The sequence below is a fragment of the Lentzea flava genome (assembly GCF_014648475.1).
Classification (GTDB): Bacteria; Actinomycetota; Actinomycetes; order Mycobacteriales; family Pseudonocardiaceae; genus Lentzea; species Lentzea flava.
In genome coordinates this window covers 200,128-218,777 of the sequence record NZ_BMRE01000009.1, presented here as the reverse complement: position 1 = coordinate 218,777, position 18,650 = coordinate 200,128, and the positions used below count along the sequence as shown (strand labels likewise).

Annotated in this window: 23 protein-coding genes and 1 riboswitch; of the genes, 13 read left to right on the top strand and 10 right to left on the bottom strand. The window is 69.6% G+C overall.

Features of this window, described 5'->3' with window-relative positions:
- Positions 1 to 110: 110 nt before the first annotated feature.
- Entirely contained in the window at positions 111 to 1,907 is a 1,797-nt protein-coding gene (arc, locus tag IEZ09_RS14415) for a proteasome ATPase (protein ID WP_189254167.1), read from the bottom strand.
- A gap of 714 nt (positions 1,908 to 2,621) precedes the next feature.
- Between arc and IEZ09_RS14410 the strand changes: the two genes are divergently transcribed.
- Together IEZ09_RS14410 and IEZ09_RS14405 are read left to right on the top strand one after the other, a co-directional pair.
- On the top strand, positions 2,622 to 3,455 hold the full coding sequence (locus IEZ09_RS14410) for an Rv0361 family membrane protein (RefSeq protein ID WP_189254166.1): 834 nt from the start codon (positions 2,622 to 2,624) through the stop codon (positions 3,453 to 3,455).
- A 97-nt stretch (positions 3,456 to 3,552) separates the two neighbouring features.
- Positions 3,553 to 4,338 (top strand): hypothetical protein, encoded by a 786-nt coding sequence (locus IEZ09_RS14405; protein WP_189254165.1) that lies wholly within the window; start codon positions 3,553 to 3,555, stop codon positions 4,336 to 4,338.
- A gap of 52 nt (positions 4,339 to 4,390) precedes the next feature.
- Here IEZ09_RS14405 and IEZ09_RS14400 read toward each other — a convergent pair whose 3' ends face one another.
- The 3 genes from IEZ09_RS14400 to IEZ09_RS14390 form a co-directional block, all read right to left on the bottom strand.
- Positions 4,391 to 4,684 (bottom strand): hypothetical protein, encoded by a 294-nt coding sequence (locus tag IEZ09_RS14400; RefSeq protein WP_189254164.1) that lies wholly within the window; start codon positions 4,682 to 4,684, stop codon positions 4,391 to 4,393.
- 103 nt (positions 4,685 to 4,787) lie between these two features.
- On the bottom strand, positions 4,788 to 5,612 hold the full coding sequence (locus IEZ09_RS14395) for a tRNA (adenine-N1)-methyltransferase (protein ID WP_189254185.1): 825 nt from the start codon (positions 5,610 to 5,612) through the stop codon (positions 4,788 to 4,790).
- A gap of 15 nt (positions 5,613 to 5,627) precedes the next feature.
- Complete coding sequence (locus tag IEZ09_RS14390; RefSeq protein WP_229812549.1) at positions 5,628 to 6,746, bottom strand: site-2 protease family protein; 1,119 nt, start codon at positions 6,744 to 6,746, stop codon at positions 5,628 to 5,630.
- An 82-nt stretch (positions 6,747 to 6,828) separates the two neighbouring features.
- Here IEZ09_RS14390 and IEZ09_RS14385 point away from each other — a divergent pair, with 82 nt between their 5' ends.
- A complete protein-coding gene (locus IEZ09_RS14385) occupies positions 6,829 to 7,674 on the top strand; it encodes a RecB family exonuclease (protein WP_189254162.1) in 846 nt (281 codons plus the stop codon).
- Entirely contained in the window at positions 7,671 to 8,438 is a 768-nt protein-coding gene (locus IEZ09_RS14380; protein ID WP_189254184.1) for a thioesterase family protein, read from the top strand. The genes IEZ09_RS14385 and IEZ09_RS14380 overlap by 4 nt, the downstream gene beginning before the upstream one ends.
- 21 nt (positions 8,439 to 8,459) lie before the next feature.
- Here the strand turns inward: IEZ09_RS14380 and IEZ09_RS14375 are convergent, their stop codons facing one another.
- Positions 8,460 to 8,654, bottom strand: coding sequence for a hypothetical protein (locus tag IEZ09_RS14375; RefSeq protein ID WP_189254161.1), 195 nt, complete (start codon positions 8,652 to 8,654; stop codon positions 8,460 to 8,462).
- A gap of 112 nt (positions 8,655 to 8,766) precedes the next feature.
- Between IEZ09_RS14375 and IEZ09_RS14370 the strand changes: the two genes are divergently transcribed.
- Positions 8,767 to 9,021: a hypothetical protein gene (locus IEZ09_RS14370; protein ID WP_189254160.1), complete on the top strand. Its 255-nt coding sequence runs from the start codon at positions 8,767 to 8,769 to the stop codon at positions 9,019 to 9,021.
- The gene (locus IEZ09_RS14365) at positions 9,018 to 9,635 is read left to right on the top strand and encodes a phosphoribosyltransferase (protein WP_189254159.1); all 618 of its coding nucleotides are present in this window, start codon (positions 9,018 to 9,020) and stop codon (positions 9,633 to 9,635) included. Before IEZ09_RS14370 ends, IEZ09_RS14365 begins: the two co-directional genes overlap by 4 nt.
- On the opposite strand, the gene IEZ09_RS14360 is transcribed toward IEZ09_RS14365, so the two are convergent.
- From IEZ09_RS14360 to IEZ09_RS14350, 3 genes are read right to left on the bottom strand one after another with little or no spacing between them, the layout of a single operon-like run.
- Positions 9,596 to 9,907: an antibiotic biosynthesis monooxygenase family protein gene (locus tag IEZ09_RS14360; protein ID WP_189254158.1), complete on the bottom strand. Its 312-nt coding sequence runs from the start codon at positions 9,905 to 9,907 to the stop codon at positions 9,596 to 9,598. The genes IEZ09_RS14365 and IEZ09_RS14360 overlap by 40 nt on opposite strands.
- Positions 9,904 to 10,764, bottom strand: a complete 861-nt coding sequence (gene hisG, locus IEZ09_RS14355) for an ATP phosphoribosyltransferase (RefSeq protein WP_189254157.1) — start codon at positions 10,762 to 10,764, stop codon at positions 9,904 to 9,906. The genes IEZ09_RS14360 and hisG overlap by 4 nt, the downstream gene beginning before the upstream one ends.
- Before the next feature lie 14 nt (positions 10,765 to 10,778).
- Positions 10,779 to 11,042: a phosphoribosyl-ATP diphosphatase gene (locus IEZ09_RS14350; protein ID WP_189254156.1), complete on the bottom strand. Its 264-nt coding sequence runs from the start codon at positions 11,040 to 11,042 to the stop codon at positions 10,779 to 10,781.
- A 108-nt stretch (positions 11,043 to 11,150) separates the two neighbouring features.
- On the opposite strand from IEZ09_RS14350, the gene IEZ09_RS14345 reads away from it, so the two are divergent.
- The 7 genes from IEZ09_RS14345 to IEZ09_RS14315 all read left to right on the top strand — a co-directional run bounded on the left by IEZ09_RS14345 (position 11,151) and on the right by IEZ09_RS14315 (position 16,484).
- Positions 11,151 to 11,801, top strand: a complete 651-nt coding sequence (locus IEZ09_RS14345) for a (2Fe-2S)-binding protein (RefSeq protein WP_189254155.1) — start codon at positions 11,151 to 11,153, stop codon at positions 11,799 to 11,801.
- Between the two features lie 16 nt (positions 11,802 to 11,817).
- Positions 11,818 to 12,026, top strand: a riboswitch (cobalamin riboswitch).
- Between the two features lie 33 nt (positions 12,027 to 12,059).
- Entirely contained in the window at positions 12,060 to 12,248 is a 189-nt protein-coding gene (locus tag IEZ09_RS14340; protein ID WP_109640378.1) for a CbtB domain-containing protein, read from the top strand.
- Between the two features lie 21 nt (positions 12,249 to 12,269).
- Entirely contained in the window at positions 12,270 to 13,022 is a 753-nt protein-coding gene (locus IEZ09_RS14335) for a CbtA family protein (RefSeq protein ID WP_189254154.1), read from the top strand.
- Between the two features lie 60 nt (positions 13,023 to 13,082).
- Complete coding sequence (locus IEZ09_RS14330; RefSeq protein ID WP_189254153.1) at positions 13,083 to 13,544, top strand: YbaB/EbfC family nucleoid-associated protein; 462 nt, start codon at positions 13,083 to 13,085, stop codon at positions 13,542 to 13,544.
- A complete protein-coding gene (locus IEZ09_RS14325; protein WP_189254152.1) occupies positions 13,541 to 14,977 on the top strand; it encodes a hypothetical protein in 1,437 nt (478 codons plus the stop codon). The genes IEZ09_RS14330 and IEZ09_RS14325 overlap by 4 nt, the downstream gene beginning before the upstream one ends.
- Positions 14,977 to 15,423: a hypothetical protein gene (locus IEZ09_RS14320; protein ID WP_189254151.1), complete on the top strand. Its 447-nt coding sequence runs from the start codon at positions 14,977 to 14,979 to the stop codon at positions 15,421 to 15,423. Before IEZ09_RS14325 ends, IEZ09_RS14320 begins: the two co-directional genes overlap by 1 nt.
- The gene (locus IEZ09_RS14315; protein ID WP_189254150.1) at positions 15,420 to 16,484 is read left to right on the top strand and encodes a hypothetical protein; all 1,065 of its coding nucleotides are present in this window, start codon (positions 15,420 to 15,422) and stop codon (positions 16,482 to 16,484) included. The genes IEZ09_RS14320 and IEZ09_RS14315 overlap by 4 nt, the downstream gene beginning before the upstream one ends.
- Here the strand turns inward: IEZ09_RS14315 and IEZ09_RS14310 are convergent.
- The gene (locus IEZ09_RS14310; RefSeq protein WP_189254149.1) at positions 16,471 to 17,508 is read right to left on the bottom strand and encodes a serine hydrolase domain-containing protein; all 1,038 of its coding nucleotides are present in this window, start codon (positions 17,506 to 17,508) and stop codon (positions 16,471 to 16,473) included. The two genes, IEZ09_RS14315 and IEZ09_RS14310, sit on opposite strands and share 14 nt — an antisense overlap.
- Positions 17,505 to 18,629 (bottom strand): serine hydrolase domain-containing protein, encoded by a 1,125-nt coding sequence (locus IEZ09_RS14305; protein ID WP_189254148.1) that lies wholly within the window; start codon positions 18,627 to 18,629, stop codon positions 17,505 to 17,507. The genes IEZ09_RS14310 and IEZ09_RS14305 overlap by 4 nt, the downstream gene beginning before the upstream one ends.
- Positions 18,630 to 18,650: the final 21 nt, after the last annotated feature.

The following is an 18,650-nucleotide window of genomic DNA, read 5'->3' as shown; positions in this document are numbered from 1 at the left end:
TGATCAAGCGGTGGCCGTGCCCATGTCAAAGATCAACAGCCCCCTGGTTAAAACACCAGATCCACGTGAGGTGGATGAAAGAGCCCTTCATCGGTCTTACCGGTAGGTGCCTACAGGTAGGTGCCGGTGTTCGTGGCCGTGTCGATCGCGCGGCCCGCCTCCTGGTTCTTCCCGGTGACGAGCGTGCGGATGTAGACGATCCGCTCGCCCTTCTTGCCCGAGATGCGAGCCCAGTCGTCGGGGTTCGTCGTGTTCGGCAGGTCCTCGTTCTCGGCGAACTCGTCGATGATGGCCGCCTGCAGGTGCCGGACCGAGAGGCCGGGCTGCTTGGTGTCGAGCAGCGACTTGATCGCCGCCTTCTTGGCCCTGTCGACGATGTTCTGGATCATCGCGCCGGAGTTGAAGTCCCGGAAGTACAGGACCTCCTTGTCACCGTTGGCGTAGGTGACCTCCAGGAAGCGGTTCTCCTCGGACTCCTCGTACATGCGCTCCACGGTGTGCTGCACCATGCCCTCGATGCAGGCCTTCGGGTCCCCGCCGAACTCGGCGAGGTCGTCGGCGTGCAGCGGGAGGTTGGGCGTCAGGTACTTGTTGAAGATGTCCTTCGCGCCCTCGGCGTCCGGTCGCTCGATCTTGATCTTCACGTCGAGGCGGCCGGGGCGGAGGATCGCCGGGTCGATCATGTCCTCGCGGTTGGAGGCGCCGATGACGATGACGTTCTCCAGGCCCTCGACACCGTCGATCTCGGAGAGCAGCTGGGGCACGATCGTCGTCTCGACGTCGGACGACACGCCGGAACCGCGGGTGCGGAAGATCGAGTCCATCTCGTCGAAGAACACGATCACCGGGGTGCCCTCCGACGCCTTCTCGCGAGCTCGCTGGAAGATCAGGCGGATGTGCCGCTCGGTCTCGCCGACGAACTTGTTGAGCAGCTCGGGGCCCTTGATGTTGAGGAAGTAGGACTTGGCCTGCTTGTCGGTCTCGCCGCGGATCTCCCGCACCTTCTTGGCCAGGGAGTTCGCCACCGCCTTGGCGATGAGCGTCTTGCCGCAGCCGGGAGGGCCGTAGAGCAGCACGCCCTTGGGCGGGCGCAGCTCGTACTCGCGGAAGAGGTCCGCGTGCAGGAAGGGCAGCTCCACGGCGTCGCGGATCTGCTCGATCTGCCGGGACAGGCCGCCGATGTCGCTGTAGTCGATGTCCGGGACCTCTTCGAGCACGAGGTCCTCGACCTCGGCCTTGGGGACCCGCTCGTAGGCGAAGCCCGCCTTCGAGTCGACCAGCAGCGAGTCGCCGGGCTTGAGCGGCGAGTCGAGCAGCGGCTGGGCGAGCCAGACCACCCTCTCCTCGTCCGCGTGGCCGACGACCAGCGCGCGGGCGATCTGGTCCTCGCCTTCCTCGGCGAGCACCTCCCGCAGTGCGCAGACCTCACCCGACCGCTCGAAGCCGCCGGCCTCGACGACGGTCAGCGCCTCGTTGAGGCGGACCGACTGGCCGAACGCCAGCTTCTCCGGCTCGACGGCGGGGGACACGGCGACCCGCATCCGCCGGCCGGACGTGAAGACGTCCACCGTCCCGTCGTCGAAACGCGCCATGAAGACGCCGTACCCGCTGGGCGGCTGGGCCAGCCGGTCGACCTCCTCACGCAGCGCGAGCAGCTGGCTTCGTGCTTCGCGGAGGGTGTCTATGAGCTTCGTGTTTCGCTCGGTCAGTTGGCTGACCCGCTCCGTCGCCTCGGCCAGCCGCTGCTCGAGCAACCGGACGTGGCGCGGGGACTCGGTCAGCTTGCGACGCAACGACGCGATCTCGTCCTCGAGGAACCTGATCTGCGCTGTCAGCTCAGCAGAATTGTTGCCCTGGTTCAGCTCGCCACCCTCGTCGGGCTGGCTGCCGGGATGACCGTGCTGCATGTCGGCACCCTCCTCCCGTGTTCGTACCGATTACGGTACCGGCGATCACCGACAAAATGGGGTACTCACAACATCATCTTCGCTCGTGTGACGCAACGGTCACGCCTCCAACAGAGGTCAACTGCTCCATCTCGGTGTCAGGTGGAACCGCCCACCCGCTACGGTGCGTCCCAGAAACCGCGACCGGCGTTTCGCCCAGCGACACGCCGATCGACCTGCGAGAAGTCCGAGGAGAGGGTCATGGGAGCACCAGGGCGGGCGCCCGGTCCCCACGCTCCGCGACCACCCTCGGACGAGGGTGACCACGCCTCGTGCGGCTCGCGGCCCGGCGACGGGCGGCAACCCGTCGTCGTCCCACCAGGTGGACCAGAGGCTGGTCCGATCGGTGGTCACGCACCGCAACACACCCCGTCCGCGTTCGTCGGAGGACCCGCTCCCGCGCGGCTCCGGTGCGACCGGAGGCCGTGCAGCCAACCGGGTGGTTCTGCCGGCGCAACCGGCGCACCACCCCGACAGCGCAGTGCATCGCGCTCGATTCGCGCTGGAGTTGCCGCAATCGTTATCAGACACGGCCTTCGCGCGGCCAGATGGCAACTGCACATGGTGTGCATAACCACTCGTGCGTGTCGATAGGCCCCATTCGGCCGCGCATTAGTCCACGACGTACCACAATGTCCACCTGAAAGATCACCTCATCCGCATCGGGGGAGTTTCATGACCTACCCGCCGCAGCAGCCCGGCCCCTACGGGCAGCAGCCGCCGCCCGGTGGGCCGTACGGGCAGCAGCCGCCGCAGCAGCCGGGATACGGCCAGCAGCCGCCTCCCGGCTACGGCCAGCAGCCGCCACCGGGTTACGGCCAGCAGCCCGGTCCGTACGGCCAGCCGCAGCAGGACCCGTTCGGCCAGCAGGGTCCGTCCAGCGGTGGCTTCCCGCAGCAGGGATTCGGCCAGCCCGGCCAGCCCGGTCCGTACGGGCAGCAGCAGCCCGGCTACGGCAGCTTCGGCGGCCCGCCGCCCAAGAAGAGCAACACCGGCCTGATCATCGGTGTCGTCGTCGGCGTACTGGTGCTCGTCGGTGGCGGCATCACGACCGCCGTGATGCTCTCCGGCAACGACTCGAAGAGCAGCTCGTCGAGCTCGTCCGACTCGGGCAGCAAGGACAGCAGCAGCAGCGGCAGCGACGACGCGGCCGAGGTCAAGAAGGTCGCCGAGGAGTACTTCTCCCTCGACTACCGCAAGGACCAGAGCAAGGCGAAGACGATGGTCTGCCAGGAGGTCATCACCGAGGCCGAGGAGGCCGAGAAGAGGCTCACGCCCGAGCAGCGCAAGGCGGCCGAGCAGGCGAAGAACCTGCCGCTGCCGGAGACCAAGTTCACGGTGAAGGACGTCTCGGTCTCCGGTGACGAGGCGAAGGTCAAGGCGAACATGACCATGTCCTACCAAGGCCAGACCCAGAGCCTGGACACCGAGTACAAGTTCAAGAAGATCTCGGGCGACTGGAAGTTCTGCACGCTGGCGAAGGACATCAAGCTCCCGACCACCAAGTGACGGTGTGTGCGGTGCCCGGCCGCGTTCATCCCGGCCGGGCGCCCACCGCGAACGTCGTGCCGAAAAGATCAATCTCATTCATGTCGGGGGATTTCCGATGACGTACCCGCCGCAGCAGCCCGGGCCCTACGGGCAGCAGCCGCCCAATCCGTACGGCCAGCCGCAACCGGGCTACGGCCAGCAGCCGGGGTACGGCCAGCAGCCGGGACCGTACGGCCAGCCGCAGCAGGACCCGTTCGGGCAGCAGGGCCCGTCCAGCGGTGGCTTCCCGCAGCAGGGGTTCGGCCAGCCCCAGCCGGGGTTCGGCCAGCAGCCCGGCTACGGCGGCTTCGGCGGGCCGCCGCCCAAGAAGAGCAACACCGGCCTGATCATCGGCGTCGTCGTCGGTGTCCTGGTGCTCGTCGGCGGTGGCATCACGGCCGCCGTGCTGCTCTCCGGCGACGACTCGAAGAGCAACAACACGGCGTCGACGGACACGAGCTCGCAGCCGACGAACGGCAGCACGAAGCCGACCACTCCGTCGTCGAAGAGCTCGTCGGGCGGCGGCGACTCGGCCGCGAAGGAAGTCGCCGAGGAGTTCACCGAGATCGTCCTGAAGGGCGTTCGTGCGGGCAACAGCAAGCCGGAGGACGTCAAGGCCCTGGTGTGCTCCGCGGAGTACCCCAAGCTGAAGTCCCAGCCCACCACGCCGCAGCCGACAGCGTCAGCCACGGTGACGGACGTCAAGGTGTCGGGCGGCAGCGGCACGTTCACGCAGAAGCTCAGCGGGCTCGCCGATCCGAGCAAGCCGGGCACGACCACCTCGGGCAGCATCATCTACAAGCTGTCCAAGGAGGGCGGCGACTGGAAGGTCTGCGGCATCGAGAAGATCGAGTCCAACTGACCCGACGCGAAGGGCCCCGCACTTCGGTGAAGTGCGGGGCCCTTCGCATGTCTCAGCGAGTCGCGCTGGCACCGATCGCGCGGCCGTACGTGTCACAGGACGCCCGGGAAGTGGCACCAGGCCCAGCCCAGTTGCCGTAGACGGTGTAGACGACGCCGCCCATCATGTCGTGACAGGTCAACATGAGCCGCTGAACCCCGTCGCTGCAGGTCGACGCACCGGAACCGCGCTGCGTGGACTGGTTGTACTCCTCATACGCCGCCGAACAGCCCGGAACAGCGTGTGCCGCCGGAACATGCAGCAGCGGCGCCCCCACCGCAACGACCGCGATCATGAACTTGCGCAAGTCAGCCCCCTCGAGTTGGACGTTCCCTCTCCGCCGTGATCCAACTGGATCCGCTGGCGCGCTCGGACCCAAATGTTGATCTTTGTCCGGAACCGGACAAAGATCAGCCCTTGCTGGGACGGCGCTGCGGCTTCGGTGCCGTGACCCCGTCCGCGAGCTTGCGCGTGGTCAGCAGGAACGCCGTGTGCGCGATCATCCGGTGCTCCGGCCGCACCGCGAGGCCCACGACGTGCCACGGGCGCACGAGCGTCTCCCACGCGTGGGGCTCGGTCCAGCACGTCATCTCCCGCAGCGCCTCCGTGACCGTGGAGAGCTGGGTGGTGGTGGCGACGTACACGACGAGGACGCCACCGGGGATGAGGTTCTTCGCGATCGTGGGCAGGACCTCCCACGGCGAGAGCATGTCGAGGATGACCCGGTCGACCTCGCCCTCGTGGTTCTTCACGTCGTCGACGGTGATCGACCAGTTGCCGGGCCGTTCGCCGAAGAACTGCTCGACGTTGCGGATCGCGTGGACGGCGTGGTCGTCGCGCACCTCGTACGACTGGACGCTGCCCTTCTCCCCCACCGCGCGCAGCAGCGAGCAGGACAACGCACCGGAGCCCGCGCCCGCCTCCAGGACGCGCGCGCCGGGGAAGATGTCGCCGTACATGACGATCTGCGCGGCGTCCTTCGGGTAGATCACCTGCGCGCCGCGCGGCATCGACAGCACGTAGTCCGGCAGCAGCGGGCGCAGGGCCAGGAAGTTCGTGCCGCCCACCGACTGCACCACGGACCCCTCCGGCTGCCCGATGAGCAGGTCGTGCGGGATCGCACCGCGGTGGGTGTGGTACTCCTTGCCGGGTTCGAGGACAACGGTGTAGTGCCGCCCCTTGGGGTCGGTCAGCTGAACCCGGTCGCCCGGACGGAACGGGCCACTTGCGCTAATCACCGCGCAATGGTGTCAAACGCCCTTCTCAATGGCCGCACGCAGGTCCTCCCTGCGCAGCACACCGGCCGGCCTGCCCTCCAGGTCGACGACGAGGAACTGCCACGCCGCGGTGCCCTGGACGCGTTCGACGATCTCCTCGCCGGGCTCGTCGGCGAGCAGCACCGTCTCGGGCAGGATCGGTTCGGCGGCCTGTTCCGCCGGCGCGAACGGGCGTGCGGCGGCGAGCTTCTCCGCGGCTTCGGTGTCGAGCAGCCCCGCCGCGACGCCGTCCGCCCTGACCAGCACCACACCGCGGCCCGCCGACGTGCTCAGGGCGTCGGCCACGGGGCTTTCCGCCGGCAGCTGGAGCACGGGGCGGATGAGGTCGTTGAGCGTGACGCCTTCGGGCCACGTGCGGCGTCGTTCGCTGGCCAGCTCGCTCTTCGCGCCGGCGACGACGACCCACGCCGTGAGCGCGCACACGCCGAAGCGCAGCCACCGGTCCTCAGCGCCTTCGGCAACGCCGTAGAGCGCCCACGCCATCAGTGCGATGGCGACGGCGAAACCACCGACCACGGCGACGCGCGTGCCCATCGCCCGTTGCCCTGTCACGGCCCACACGCCCGCCCTGACGATCCGGCCGCCGTCGAGCGGCAGGCCGGGCAGAAGGTTGAAGACGGCGACCGCGACGTTGGCGGCGGCGATCTGGAAGACCAGCACCCACACGACGTCGCCCGGTTCCATCACGAACGCGCCGACGCCGAAGACGACCGCCAGCGCCACCGACACGACGGGTCCCGCGCCCGCGACCACGCCTTCGTGGCTGGGTTTGCCGGGCGTGCGCATGATCTCGGACAGCCCGCCCAGCAGGTACAGGCGCAGCCTGCGCACCGGCAGGCCGAGCCGCAGCGCCGCGACGCAGTGGCCGAGCTCGTGGGCCAGCACGCTCAGGCCCAGGAACACGGCGAAGAGCGCGGCCAGGAGAAGACCCACACCGGGCGGTGTGCCGGGCGCGAGGTCGTCGACGAGCGGCGCGTAGAAGGCCACCACGATCGCCGACCCGATCCACCACGACGGCGCGAGCAGCACCGGGATGCCCGCCACCCGGAACAGCAGCAGGCCGCCCTCTCGCTCACTGATCCGCGCGGCCACGGGTGCACTGTAGATCGGCCGGTGTGATCTCGCGGTGTACCGCTTCCGGGAATTGTCAGACCTCTGTCCTAGGGTGCCAATCATGAGCACCACGTTGCGCAGGCCCGCCCTGTCCCCGTCACGAGCAGGGGACTTCAAGCAGTGCCCGCTGCTCTACCGGTTCCGCGCGGTCGACCGGCTGCCGGAGAAGCCGACGAAGGCGCAGGTGCGCGGCACGGTGGTGCACGCGGTGCTGGAAGATCTCTTCGCCCTGCCCGCCGCGGACCGCGTTCCCGACCGCGCCCGCGCGATGATCGCGCCCGCCTGGGAGCGGGTGAAGGCGGAACGTCCGGAGTTCTCCTCGTTGTTCGAGGCCGAGGGCACCGACGAGGAAGCGCAGTGGCTGGAGTCGGCCTCCGCCCTGCTGGACGGCTACTTCGGCCTGGAGGACCCGCGCCGCCTCGAACCGGAGTCGCGCGAGCTGCTGGTCGAGTCCGAGCTCCCGTCCGGCGTGCTGCTGCGCGGCTACATCGACCGCGTGGACGTGGCCCCGACGGGTGAGATCCGCGTGGTGGACTACAAGACCGGCGCCGCGCCCCGCGAGGTGGGCGAGGCGAAGGCGTTGTTCCAGATGAAGTTCTACGCGCTGGTGCTGTGGAAGCTGCGCGGCGTCGTCCCCCGCCAGCTGCGCCTGATGTACCTGGCCGACCGCCAGGCCCTCGCCTACACGCCGGACGAGTCGGAGCTCTCCCGCTTCGAACGCACCCTGGAGGCCATCTGGCAGGCGATCATGCGCGCGGCGCCGACCGGCGACTTCCGCCCGTCCCCCAGCCGCCTGTGCGACTACTGCGACCACAAGGCGTTCTGCCCGGCGTTCGACGGCACCCCGCCGCCCTACCCCGGCTGGCCGGAGCCGGACGACACCGAACCCCTCCAGGACCGCGACTGATGCCGGCCTTCTACCTGCCCCTGGGCGACAACGCGTTCCGCTCCACCGACCACACGGTCGGCCCGTGGGGCCCGGACAGCCAGCACCTGGGCCCGCCGTCCGCCCTGCTGATCCACTCGCTGCTGACGCACCGCCCGACCTTCGCCCGCGTGACGTTCGAGGTGCTCGGCCCGGTACCGGTGGCCAACCTGACGGTGTCCACGTCGGTCGAACGCCCCGGCCGCTCCGTGGAACTGCTGTCGGCCACCCTGTCCCACGAGGGCCGCGCGGTGCTGACCGCCCGCGCCTGGCACATCGTCGGCTCGGACACCACCGCCGTCGCGGGCGGCGCCGTCGCCCCGATGCCACCACCCGCCTCGGCCGTGCCGATGGAGATCCCCGACTTCTGGTCCGGCGGCTACCTGGCCGCCGTCGAGTGGCTGTCGGTGTCGGGCGGCATCTTCACGCCGGGCGACGCCCAGGTGTGGGCCCGCCCGCGCGTCGCCGTGGTCGAAGGCTCCGAGCCCTCACCGCTGGAACTGTTGTTCGCGGTGGTCGACTCGGCGAGCGGCGTGTCGTCCCGAGTGGACATCCGCAAGTGGTACGCCATCAACACCGACCTGACGGTCCACCTGCACCGGCAACCCGTCGGCGAGTGGGTGGGCCTGGACGCGCGGACCACGATCGGGCCGGACGGTGTCGGCATCGCCACCAGCGTGGTGCACGACGTGGAAGGTCCGGTGGGCACGACGGCGCAGGCGCTGTTCGTCCGCGAGCGAGGCTAGAGATATCGGTGGAACGGTCCGTCAGAGACCGTGCGCGAGGTCGCTCATCGTCGACCGGAGCGCGATGGCGAAGTCGCGTTCATAGCCCACGCGCGTCTGGAACTCCCAGTCGTCCACCAGTTCCAGCGCCTCGTTGACCGAGCCCATCAGGGTGAGGAACTCCGCCTTCGTCAGCGACAGGGTGAGTTCCTCGCCGTCGGAACGGATCATCTCCACGTTGCTCTCCCCCAATGCACAGTGCCAGTGACCGAAATATGGTACTGGCTAGTTCCGCAAACACCTGGGCGGGCCTCGCGACCGCGCGATCTCTCGTCTCTTCGGGGTTCTCGTGATCTTCTGCGCCGTCGCGATCAACCGCGAGAACCACTGGCGCGCGGTGACGTTCGCCGTCGTGGCGGTCTGCTGGATCAGCGCCGCGCGCTTCCCCGTCAAGTGCGCTGTGACCACGGACGAGCCCCGGCGGGCCACCGTTCTCTTCTGGCTGACCGTCGTCGCGACCAGCGCGGGCTTCATCTCGATGACCACCGACGTCATCGCGCTGTTCGACCGAGGCGTGAACCGGCGTACCGTCAACCGACTGTGAAGAGGTTCGCGAACCGGCGGGAGGCGGGCCGCGCACTGGCCGCGCGGCTGGCGGACCACGCCTGGCACGAGCCGCTGGTGCTGGGGCTGCCGCGCGGCGGGGTGCCCGTCGCCAAGGAGATCGCCGCGCACCTCGACGCCGAGCTGGACGTCGTGGTGGCGCGCAAGATCGGGGCGCCTGGGCATCCCGAGTACGGGGTCGGGGCGGTCACGGCCGACAGCGAACCGATCTACGACCCGGCGGTGCTGCGGGCGTTGAACCTCACCGAGGAGCAGTTGTCCGGCACGTGCGACCGGGAGCGCGAGGAGGCGGCCAGGCGCACGACGCTGTACCGGAAGGACAGGCCGCCGCTCGACCTCCGGGACCGTGACGTGATCGTCGTCGACGACGGGCTGGCGACGGGGGTCACGGCCAAGGCGGCGCTGCACTGGATCGCGGGACACGCGCCGCGGAGCGTGACGCTGGCGGTGCCGGTGGCCGCGCGGGAGTCGCTCGGCACGTTCCGGACGCCGGTGGTCGCCGTGCTCGTGCCGAAGCACTTCGGCGCGGTCAGCCGGTGGTACGAGCGGTTCGATCAGACCACGGACGCCGAGGTGCTCAGCGCGCTCGAGTAGTGCTCGACCGTCGGGAACGGCGAGTAGAACCCGTGCAGCAGCGACGACCAGCGTTCGTAGGACGGCCCCTGGCGGAAGCCGACCGTGTGCGCCTCGACCGACTCCCACCGCACCAGGAGCAGGTAGCGCGAGGGCGTTTCCAGGCACCGCAGCAGTTCGAGGCCGAGGAAGCCCGGCGAGGCGGAGATCAGCTCCCGCGCCTCGCCGAACGCCCACTCGAAGTTCGTCTCCTGGCCCGGCAGCACGTCCAGGACGGCGTGCTCCAGGATCACAGGCGGCAGAACCTGATGTCCGAGGCCAGCACGGCCTTGGCGCCGATCGCGGCCAGCTCGTCCATCACCTGGTTCGCCTCCTTGCGCGACACCATCGCGCGGACGGCCACCCAGTTGTCGTCGGCCAGCGGTGCGACGGTCGGCGACTCCAGGCCCGGCGTCAGGCTGACGGCCTTGTCCAGGATCGAGCGCGGGCAGTCGTAGTCGAGCATCAGGTACTGCTGCGCGAACACGACGCCCTGCAGGCGGGCCGTGAGCTGCTTCTTCGCGGCGGAGAGCTCCGAGCCGGCCCGGTGCACCAGCACGGCCTCGGACTCGCAGATCGGCTCGCCGAACGGCACCAGGTCGTGCTGGCGCAGCGTGCGGCCGGAGCCCACGACGTCGGCGATCAGGTCGGCCACGCCGAGCTGGATCGAGATCTCCACGGCGCCGTCGAGGCGGATCACCTTCGCGTTGATGCCGCGGGCGGCGAGGTCTCGGTTGACCAGCTTCGGGTACGCCGTGGCGAGGCGCTTGCCCTCGAGGTCGGAGACCTTCCAGTCGGTGCCGCGGGGACCGGCGTAGCGGAAGGTCGACGAGCCGAAGCCGAGTGCGAGGAGCTCCTCGACCGAGGAGCCGTTGTCGTCGGCGCCCGAGTCGGCGGCCAGGTCGCGGCCGGTGATGCCGAGGTCGAGGTCGCCGGACGCCACGTAGATCGCGATGTCCTTGGGGCGCAGGAAGAAGAACTCAACGTCGTTGTTCGGGTCGAGCACGGTCAGGTCGCGCGGCTCGTGCCGCTGCCGGTAGCCGGCCTCGGTCAGCATGGCGGAGGCGCGTTCGGCGAGCGCGCCCTTGTTCGGGACTGCTACGCGCAGCATGTGAATGTCTTCCGTCAGAGGTACTTGTAGACGTCTTCGAGGGTCAGGCCGCGGCCCAGCATGATCACCTGGAGGCGGTACAGCAGCTGCGAGATCTCTTCGGCGAGCTTCTCGTCGGACTCGTACTCGGCGGCGATCCAGACCTCGCCCGCCTCCTCCAGGACCTTCTTGCCCTGCGCATGGACGCCGGCCTCGAGCGCTGCGACGGTGCCGGAACCCTCCGGCTTGGTGGCGGCTCGTTCGGTCAGTTCGGCGAACAGGGAGTCGAAGGTCTTCACGACTCGACATCCTCCCATCTCGCGCACCCCGGTCCACACCGCGGTCACATCGGTCCCACGCCGTGGACGTGATCTGTCCTGCATGGACACCCGGTACGGTGAATTCTCGTGTCGGAGTTCGCGGAGGTTCTGGAAGCGCTGCGCCGGGTGCGCGGCATCAACCCGTTCTTCGCGCTCGACGTGGGCCGCCCGGACGAGACGTGGCTGCCGGGGACGGCGCTTCTCGAAGGCCCTGCTCTCAAAACCACCATCGACGCCATCGCGACCCGGTACAAAGCCGAGGAACCCCGCGTCGCGGCGAGCCTGTTCTTCCTGAGCTACACCGCCCGGCTGCTGAGCCCGCTCACCGCCGCGAACCTCCCGATCGACGTGCGGCCGGAAAACCTGTGGTGGCGCCACGACATCGCGAACGGTCTGAGCGTCCGCATCGACGAACCGCGGCTCGGCCCACCGGCAGCGGAAGCGCTCGAACCCGTGGTGGAAGCGATTCAGGCCGTCACGCCGGTGGCGCGCGGATTGTTGTGGGGCAACGCGATGTCGAACATCGCGGGTGCGCTCAAAATGGTTGTCCGCGCACGCATGCTCACGGCCGAGGAAGCAGAAGAACGCGGCATCGAGCTGATGAGCGCGCCACCGTTCGAACAGGCGGGAGAATTTCTGAGCTTCCCCGGCGAGGTCACGTTCCGGCGTCGGTCCTGCTGCCTTTACTACCGCGTCGCCGCTGGTGGGAAGTGCGGCGACTGTCCACTCGTGAAGTGAGGAACGCAACAACTCTTATGGCCGGTTGTGCTTCAGCCCCGGCTCAAATTACGGTTCACGCGCCGCAGTGACGGGAAGCCGGTGAAAATCCGGCGCGGTCCTCGCCACTGTGACCGGGAAGCGATCCCCGCCGAGAACGTCACTGGCACCCGTGAGGGCGCTGGGAAGACGCGGGGGCAGCGTTGATCCGGGAGTCAGGAGACCGGCTGCGGCGCCGCAAGGAGAGTTGACCTTCCACGAGGTATGGAGGAGCCCGTCATGACGAGCCCCGCAGCACATCTGTCCGCCGTCCGCGTGCCCAAGTGGGCCTTCGCCGTCGCTTTGCTCGGCCTGATCGTCACCTACCTGGTCCTGCAGGAGAACGGCCTCGCGCTCGGTGCGAGCTCGGAGCTGCTGCACGAGTTCTTCCACGACGGCCGGCACGCGCTCGGCGTCCCGTGCCACTGATCTGATCTCCAGATCAAGCCCATGATCACGACGTACAGGTCCCTCGCGCTGCGGGGGATCGCGGCGGGCGGCATCGCCGGTGCCGCCTCCGCGCTCGTGCAACTGCTGGTCACCGAGATCCCGATCAGGGCGGCGCTCGCGGTCGAGGAGGCCAGGGAACCAGCCGCCGGCGAAGGCCATTCGCACGGTGAGGAAGAGCTGGTCAGCCGCGGCGCCCAGGTCGTGGGCGGCATGCTCGGTGTGATCATCGTCGGCATCGCCGTCGGGCTCGTGTTCGCCACGGCCTACGCGCTGTCGAAGCGGTGGTTCACCGACCGCACGCCGTTCAGCCGCAGCCTCGCGCTCGGTGCCGCGGTGTTCGGTGCCGTCGCGCTGCTGCCGTGGATCAAGTACCCCGGCAACCCGCCCGCGGTCGGCGACCCGGAGACGGTGAACTACCGGACCGCGCTCTACCTCGGTGTGGTGGCGGCCGGACTGGTGATCGTGTGGGGTGCGAGCTGGCTCGCCGAGCGGCTGCGGACCCTGACGCAGCCGGTGCGGGTCACGGCGGTGCTGCTCGCGGTGGTCGCGGCCGTCGCGGTGGTGCTGCTCGCGTTCCCCGCGCCGCCGGACACCATCCCGGCGGACATGCCGGTGACCGTGCTGTGGCAGTTCCGCCTCAGCTCACTCGCCCAGCTGGCCACGCTCCACGTCGGTCTCGGCGTGGTGTTCGGCCTGCTGATCGACCCGGCCACGCGCAGGAGCAAGGCCGCCCAGACGGCCGCTGTCGCCTGATGGTGTGGGGTGGCCGCGGATGCGGCCACCCCACCCAGGCGGCGTTGGTACGTTCGGCGCATGCCGGACAGCGCTGAGTTGCTGGACCAGATGCGTCAGAAGCTCGAGTTCTTCGAGCAGGCCAACCGCGCGGCCGAGGCCCGTGCCGCCGGGTACGACGCGATGGGCACCGAACTCAGAACCGTCGAAGCCAGCGCCCAGTCCCCCGACCGTTCCGTCACGGTCGTCGCCGGCTTGTCCGGTTCCATCAAGGACATCCGGTTCACCGAGGACGCGAGGCGCCTCTCGCCCACCCAGCTCTCCCAGGCGGTGATGTCGGCGCTGCAGCAGGCCGTCGCGGCCGCCGCGCGTCAGCAGGCCGAGATCGTGCAGAGCCACGTCGGCACGGACATCCCGGTCGCCGAACGCGTCATGAAGACCCAGCAGGAGATCTTCGGTCGGCCCGCTGATCAACCCCCTCGCCCGCCGGTGGACGACGACGAGGACACCGGCAGCATCTTCCGCGGGGACGACCGCTGGTGAGCGACTTCATCGTGCACCCCGGCGAGCTCACCACGTGCGCCAGGAACATCGGCGCGCTCTCCGGCACCTCCACCAAGCTCAACGACGCGGCCACGACCGCGTCCGTCCCGGCGGTCAGCTGGGGCGCGCTCGGGCACCTGCTCGGCCTGTACGAGCAGTACGACGGCCTGCTCGGCGACCTGCACGGCCACTTCGGCAAGATGACCGAGGGCTTCGGCAAGATCGACGCCGCCCTCGTGGCCACCGCGCAGACCTACGCCGACAACGAGAAGGCGACCGCCGACGCGTTCGGCAAGACCCTCCGAACAGGACTGGACAACGCGACCGCGCCGCCGATGGTCAGCGGTGGCAAGGCGAAGTCGAACCTGGGCGCGATCGGCGGCAGCTACGGCGACCAGTACTCCGGGAGCAACGTCGGCAAGCAGGCGGCGAAGCTGGTCCCGTTCGGCGGCAGCAGCTACTCGTTGATGAAGGACAGCTCCAAGCTGGCGGACGACCTGAAGAACGGCGACGGCGTGGCCATCGCCCGGGACGTCGTCACCGTCCTCTCCGACATGAACAACTTCATGCAGGACGGCATGAAGCTCGCCGGCTCGATAGCCGACCCGTTGAACTTCCTGATCAGCAAGGGACTCGGCTTCCTGCTGGAGCTCGTCGCCCCGCTCAAGCAGGCGGTGGACCTGGTGACCGGCGACCCCGCCGCCACGAGCAAGGCCGCCGGGACGTTCAACGACATCGCGAAGCAGACCGAGGAGCTCGCGAGGACCTTCGACGAGAACCTGAAGGAAGGCCTGCGGAGCTGGAAGTCCGAAGCCGGCGACAAGGCCGCGGAGAAGCTCGGCGGCTTCCACCACGGCATCGAGGGCACCGCGGCCACCGCAGGCCACATCGCGTCGCTGTTGCAGGGCAGCTCGATGTTCATGCAGGTGGCCGAGGACATCGTCAAGGGGATCCTGAGCGACCTGATCGAGTGGCTCGTCGTCACGTGGATCGCCGCGCAGCTCGCGGCCGTGCCGACCTGCGGCGCGTCCGAGGTCGCGGCGGCCGGTGCGTCCACGGTCGAGGCGGGTGTCTCGACGGCGAAGGCCACCGGCGAGGTCAACAAGGTCCGCTCGCTGATCCAGAAGATCATGGACGTGCTGCGCAAGATCCGCGCCGTGCTCGGCCGTTCCAAGATCGGCAAGGCCTTCGTCGAGGGCGCCGCGAAGAGGCCCGACTCGTTCGGCAAGGCGCTGTCGGAGGCCGGGTTCAAAGCCGGGGAGAAAGCGCTCGGCCTCGACCAGAGTGGTCCGGACGGCATGAAGTACACCGACCCGGTCAAGATCGCGAACAAGGTGGCAGGGTACGCCGACGGCATCTACAAGACCGTGGCGTACGACCAGCACGGCGCCGACCAGGAAGCTGGCAAGACGGACCAGGAGCTCGACATCTGATGTTCGGGTCCAGGCGACGGCCCACCGTGCAGACCGTCGGCGGGCGCTCCTTCACCGTGTACTCGGAGATGCGCAATGTCGGCCCGGAGACGGCAGCCGGGACCCAGTACGAGGAGAGGCACGTCTGGATCAGCACGGCCATCGGCCCGTGCCCGCCGCTGCGCGTCTCCGTCCGTGGCAGCAACCACCTCGACGACCGCAACGACGGAGCGGTGGCGACCGGGGTGCCCGCCTTCGACGACAGGTTCCTCGTGCACTGCGACGACATCGCCTTCGTCCGGCGGGTGACACCAGCGCTGACGGCCGCGCCCCGCGAGTCGACAGGATTCCTCGAACTGCGTGGCGGATGGATCACCGTGCACCGCACGGGCACGGAGCACGACGGTCCCGCCGCGAACTACCTGAACGCCTTGATCCCCCTGCTGCCACCGGAGCTGCGCCGATGACCGACGCGCCGATCGTGGTGCCGCTGTCGCCCGACGTGGCCGTCGTGATCGAGCAGAACCGCGTGTACTTCAGCCGTCTGGTGGCCGGCGCCCCTGTCGACTCGCCGGTGTTCGGCACACCGCTCGCCGCCGTGCTCCTGGTGCAACCCGGCGAGTTGCGCAAGGAGCTCAAGTACAAGATCGACCAGCGCGACGGCCTGCGGACGAAGGTCGCGCTGCCACCGGGCCCGGCCGTGTGGATCCGCTACAAGGAGGACATCTTCGTCCCCACCCCCGACCCGCGCCGGCTCGCGGCCGAGATCGAACGCCGCCGCCGCAGGGTGGCCCGCTACGGCGGCCTGGCGGCGCCCGAGGTGTGGAAGATCAATCCCAAGCTGCGGGTCACGGGTCCGCACGGCTTCGAGCCCGGTGGCGCGGAGTTCGCTCCCGCGCGTCCGGACAAGGCCAAGTGGGAGGCACTCACTCCCGGTCCGGTCGGCGAGCCTTCACCGGGCAGGCCGCCGTCGGCGCCCGTCGTGCCCTCCTCGGTGCCGTACCCGGAATCGCTGCCGGTGATCACCGAGACGCTCGCCACCGGGGTGCGGTTCTCGGTGTCGGTGCGCAGGACGTTCCTCGGGTACGAACCGGTGCCGGCCGGGCTGGTCACCGAGACCCCGCCGGTGTCGTCGCTGCACGTGCCGCTGGCGGCCTGGCACGTGGTGCAGGCGGGCACGCTGCGCGGCGGGCTCGCGCCGATCCGGTGGTGCGCCGCCGACGGGCGGACCGAGATCAGGATGGACCTGTCCGACGGACCCGCGCTGTGGCTGTGGGGCCCGTTGCGCGAGTGGGTGGTCGCCACGCCGCGGGCCGCCGAGCTGGCGGAGGAGATCCGGCTGCGGCAGGCCGTGGGGATGATGTTCCCGCTGTCGAGCGATCTCGGGGCCGAGCGCAGGACGTGGCTGGACCTGCCGACGACCAGGCCCGTCGACACGCCGTCGGGGCGGGCGCTGCCCGGCGTCCCGGAGTGGGCGCCGGTGTCGCCCACCCTCGTCCCGCCGGGGTGCTGGATCACGAACGACTGACGAGGTGTCGCGCCAGGTCGACGATCGGGCCGATCGAGGTGTCGTAGTTGCCGAGCACCACGGCCACCCACTCGTCGCCGGGGAAGACGTCGAGGTTGGTGGCCCGGCCGGGACCGCTGCCGGGATGCCCGAAGACGTGCCGGCGGCCGTACACGTGATCCTCGAACCCGTAGCCGGTCAGCCACTGGTCGGCCGTGGTGGGCCGTTCTCCCGGCGGCACGGGCAGCTTGCCGCCGGTGACCAGGCCGACGAGCGCGGGAGGCAGCAACCGGCCCGCCCGCAACGCCGTTGCGAACCGGAGCAGGTCCCCGGCGGTGGCGTAGGCGCCGCCGTCCGGTCCGCCGACGAACCAGTGGTGCGGCGTGGCGGTGAAGTCGCCGCGACCGCCGGACGGCTGGGTCCAGTACGGCCGGGCGATGCGGGGATCGACCAGCACCTGCGGCCGCGTGTGGAAGTCCGAGCGGGTCATCCCGGCCATGGCGAAGACGTTGCGCCGCACGTAGTCGAAATAGGACAGTCCGCTGACTTTCGCCACGATCGCGCCGAGCACCCAGAACGCGTCGTTGCTGTAGCCGTACCCGGTGCCGGGGGCGAACCGCGGCGGGGTCTGCCGGATGAGGGCCAGGGTGCCCTCGACCGTCGCCTCGACGCTGTCCCACACCGGCAGCGGACCCGTCCCCACCGGAGGACGGCCGAGGCCGGACGTGTGGGTGAGCAGCTGGTGGACGGTGACACCGGCCGGGAACCCGGTGAGGTAGTCGCTCAGCTGCGCGTGGAACGCCACCTTGCCCTGGTGCACCAGCTGGGCGATCGCCAGGCCGGTGAAGCACTTCGTCACCGACGCGAGGGAGAAGACGGTGTCCGGTCCGTTGGGCACACCCTCGCCGGCCATCCCGTACGACCGGGTCAGCACGGGACGGCCGCGGTGGGCGAGCAGCACGGTGCCGGAGAACAGGTCCTGCTCGGCCCGGCACGCCACGAACCGGTCGAACGTGCCACCGGGCAACAGCTCCGGGTTGGTCATCGGGACTTCCCTCCGGTGATGAGCTTGCGCGCTCTCGCGGCGACGGGTGCCACGAACTGGGGGTCGTAGTTGCTGAGGATCACCGACACCCAGTCGCCGTCGGGGTACATCTCGACGTAAGCCCCTTCGCCGGGGGCACCGCCGTTGTGCAGGTGCACCCACTGGTCGTTCAGCAGCAGCGAGAGTGGCCCGTACGCCTGGAAAGCCGCCTGGGGAACGATGTCCGGCGAGTCCGTCCAGCGCCCGATCGGCTCCTTCCCGCCGAGCACGAGTTCGGTGTACGCGGGGTTGAGCAGCTTCGCGCCGGTCAGCGCGCGAGCGAAGCGGGTCATGTCCCGCACCGTGGAGAACGCGTTGCCGGCCGCGCTGCCGACGAAGGTCGTCTGGTCGACGACGTCGACCCGGCCGGACGGGCGTGACGCGTAGGGCCGGGCGATGCGCCGGTCGCTCTGCCACTGCGGCCGGGTGAAGAAGTCCGAAGTGGACATTCCGGCCGGTGTGAAGACGTTGCGCCGGACGTAGTCGTAATAGGACAGTCCGCTGACCTCGGCCACGATCGCCCCGAGGACCTCGTACCCCGAGCTGCTGTACCGGAAAGCGGAGCCGGGCGCGAACTCCGCGGGCAGCGATCGGATGATCGCCAAAGTGCCGTCCCACACCTCACCGACGCTCGACCATGCGCGGGAACCCTCCTGGAAGGCCGGGGTCTGGCGGTACTCCGCGAGCCCTGACGAGTGGCTGAGCAGGTGGTGGACGGTGATGCCGGCCGGGAAACCGGCGAGGTGGTCGCTCAGCTGCGCGTGGAACGCCACCTTCCCCTGTTGCACCAGCTGCACGAGAGCGACCGCGGTGAACAGCTTGCTGATCGACGCGAGAGCGAAGATCGTGTCCGGTCCGTTCGGCACCCCTTCGCGTGCCTTGCCGTACGAACGCGCCAGCACGGTCTGCCCGCAGCGGGTCAGCAGCACGGTGCCGGAGAACTCGTCCCTGGCCGCCCGTTCCGCGAGGAAGCGGTCGAACTCGCCTTCCGGGCCCAGAGGCGAAGCCGTGGCGGGCGCGGCGGCCAGCAGCAGCGGGGTCGCGCCGAGCAGGCCGAGCACCGAACGTCGAGTCGTGGTCATGCGGCACTTCTATCGACGGGC

What these genes read in the sequence shown, in the direction of transcription:
- arc (WP_189254167.1), bottom strand. Translation starts at nt 1,907, where the DNA reads ATGCAGCACGGTCATCCCGGCAGCCAGCCCGACGAGGGTGGCGAGCTG.
- IEZ09_RS14410 (WP_189254166.1), top strand. Translation starts at nt 2,622, where the DNA reads ATGACCTACCCGCCGCAGCAGCCCGGCCCCTACGGGCAGCAGCCGCCG.
- IEZ09_RS14405 (WP_189254165.1), top strand. Translation starts at nt 3,553, where the DNA reads ATGACGTACCCGCCGCAGCAGCCCGGGCCCTACGGGCAGCAGCCGCCC.
- IEZ09_RS14385 (WP_189254162.1), top strand. Translation starts at nt 6,829, where the DNA reads ATGAGCACCACGTTGCGCAGGCCCGCCCTGTCCCCGTCACGAGCAGGG.
- hisG (WP_189254157.1), bottom strand. Translation starts at nt 10,764, where the DNA reads ATGCTGCGCGTAGCAGTCCCGAACAAGGGCGCGCTCGCCGAACGCGCC.
- IEZ09_RS14340 (WP_109640378.1), top strand. Translation starts at nt 12,060, where the DNA reads ATGACGAGCCCCGCAGCACATCTGTCCGCCGTCCGCGTGCCCAAGTGG.
- IEZ09_RS14335 (WP_189254154.1), top strand. Translation starts at nt 12,270, where the DNA reads ATGATCACGACGTACAGGTCCCTCGCGCTGCGGGGGATCGCGGCGGGC.
- IEZ09_RS14330 (WP_189254153.1), top strand. Translation starts at nt 13,083, where the DNA reads ATGCCGGACAGCGCTGAGTTGCTGGACCAGATGCGTCAGAAGCTCGAG.
- IEZ09_RS14320 (WP_189254151.1), top strand. Translation starts at nt 14,977, where the DNA reads ATGTTCGGGTCCAGGCGACGGCCCACCGTGCAGACCGTCGGCGGGCGC.
- IEZ09_RS14315 (WP_189254150.1), top strand. Translation starts at nt 15,420, where the DNA reads ATGACCGACGCGCCGATCGTGGTGCCGCTGTCGCCCGACGTGGCCGTC.
- IEZ09_RS14310 (WP_189254149.1), bottom strand. Translation starts at nt 17,508, where the DNA reads ATGACCAACCCGGAGCTGTTGCCCGGTGGCACGTTCGACCGGTTCGTG.
- IEZ09_RS14305 (WP_189254148.1), bottom strand. Translation starts at nt 18,629, where the DNA reads ATGACCACGACTCGACGTTCGGTGCTCGGCCTGCTCGGCGCGACCCCG.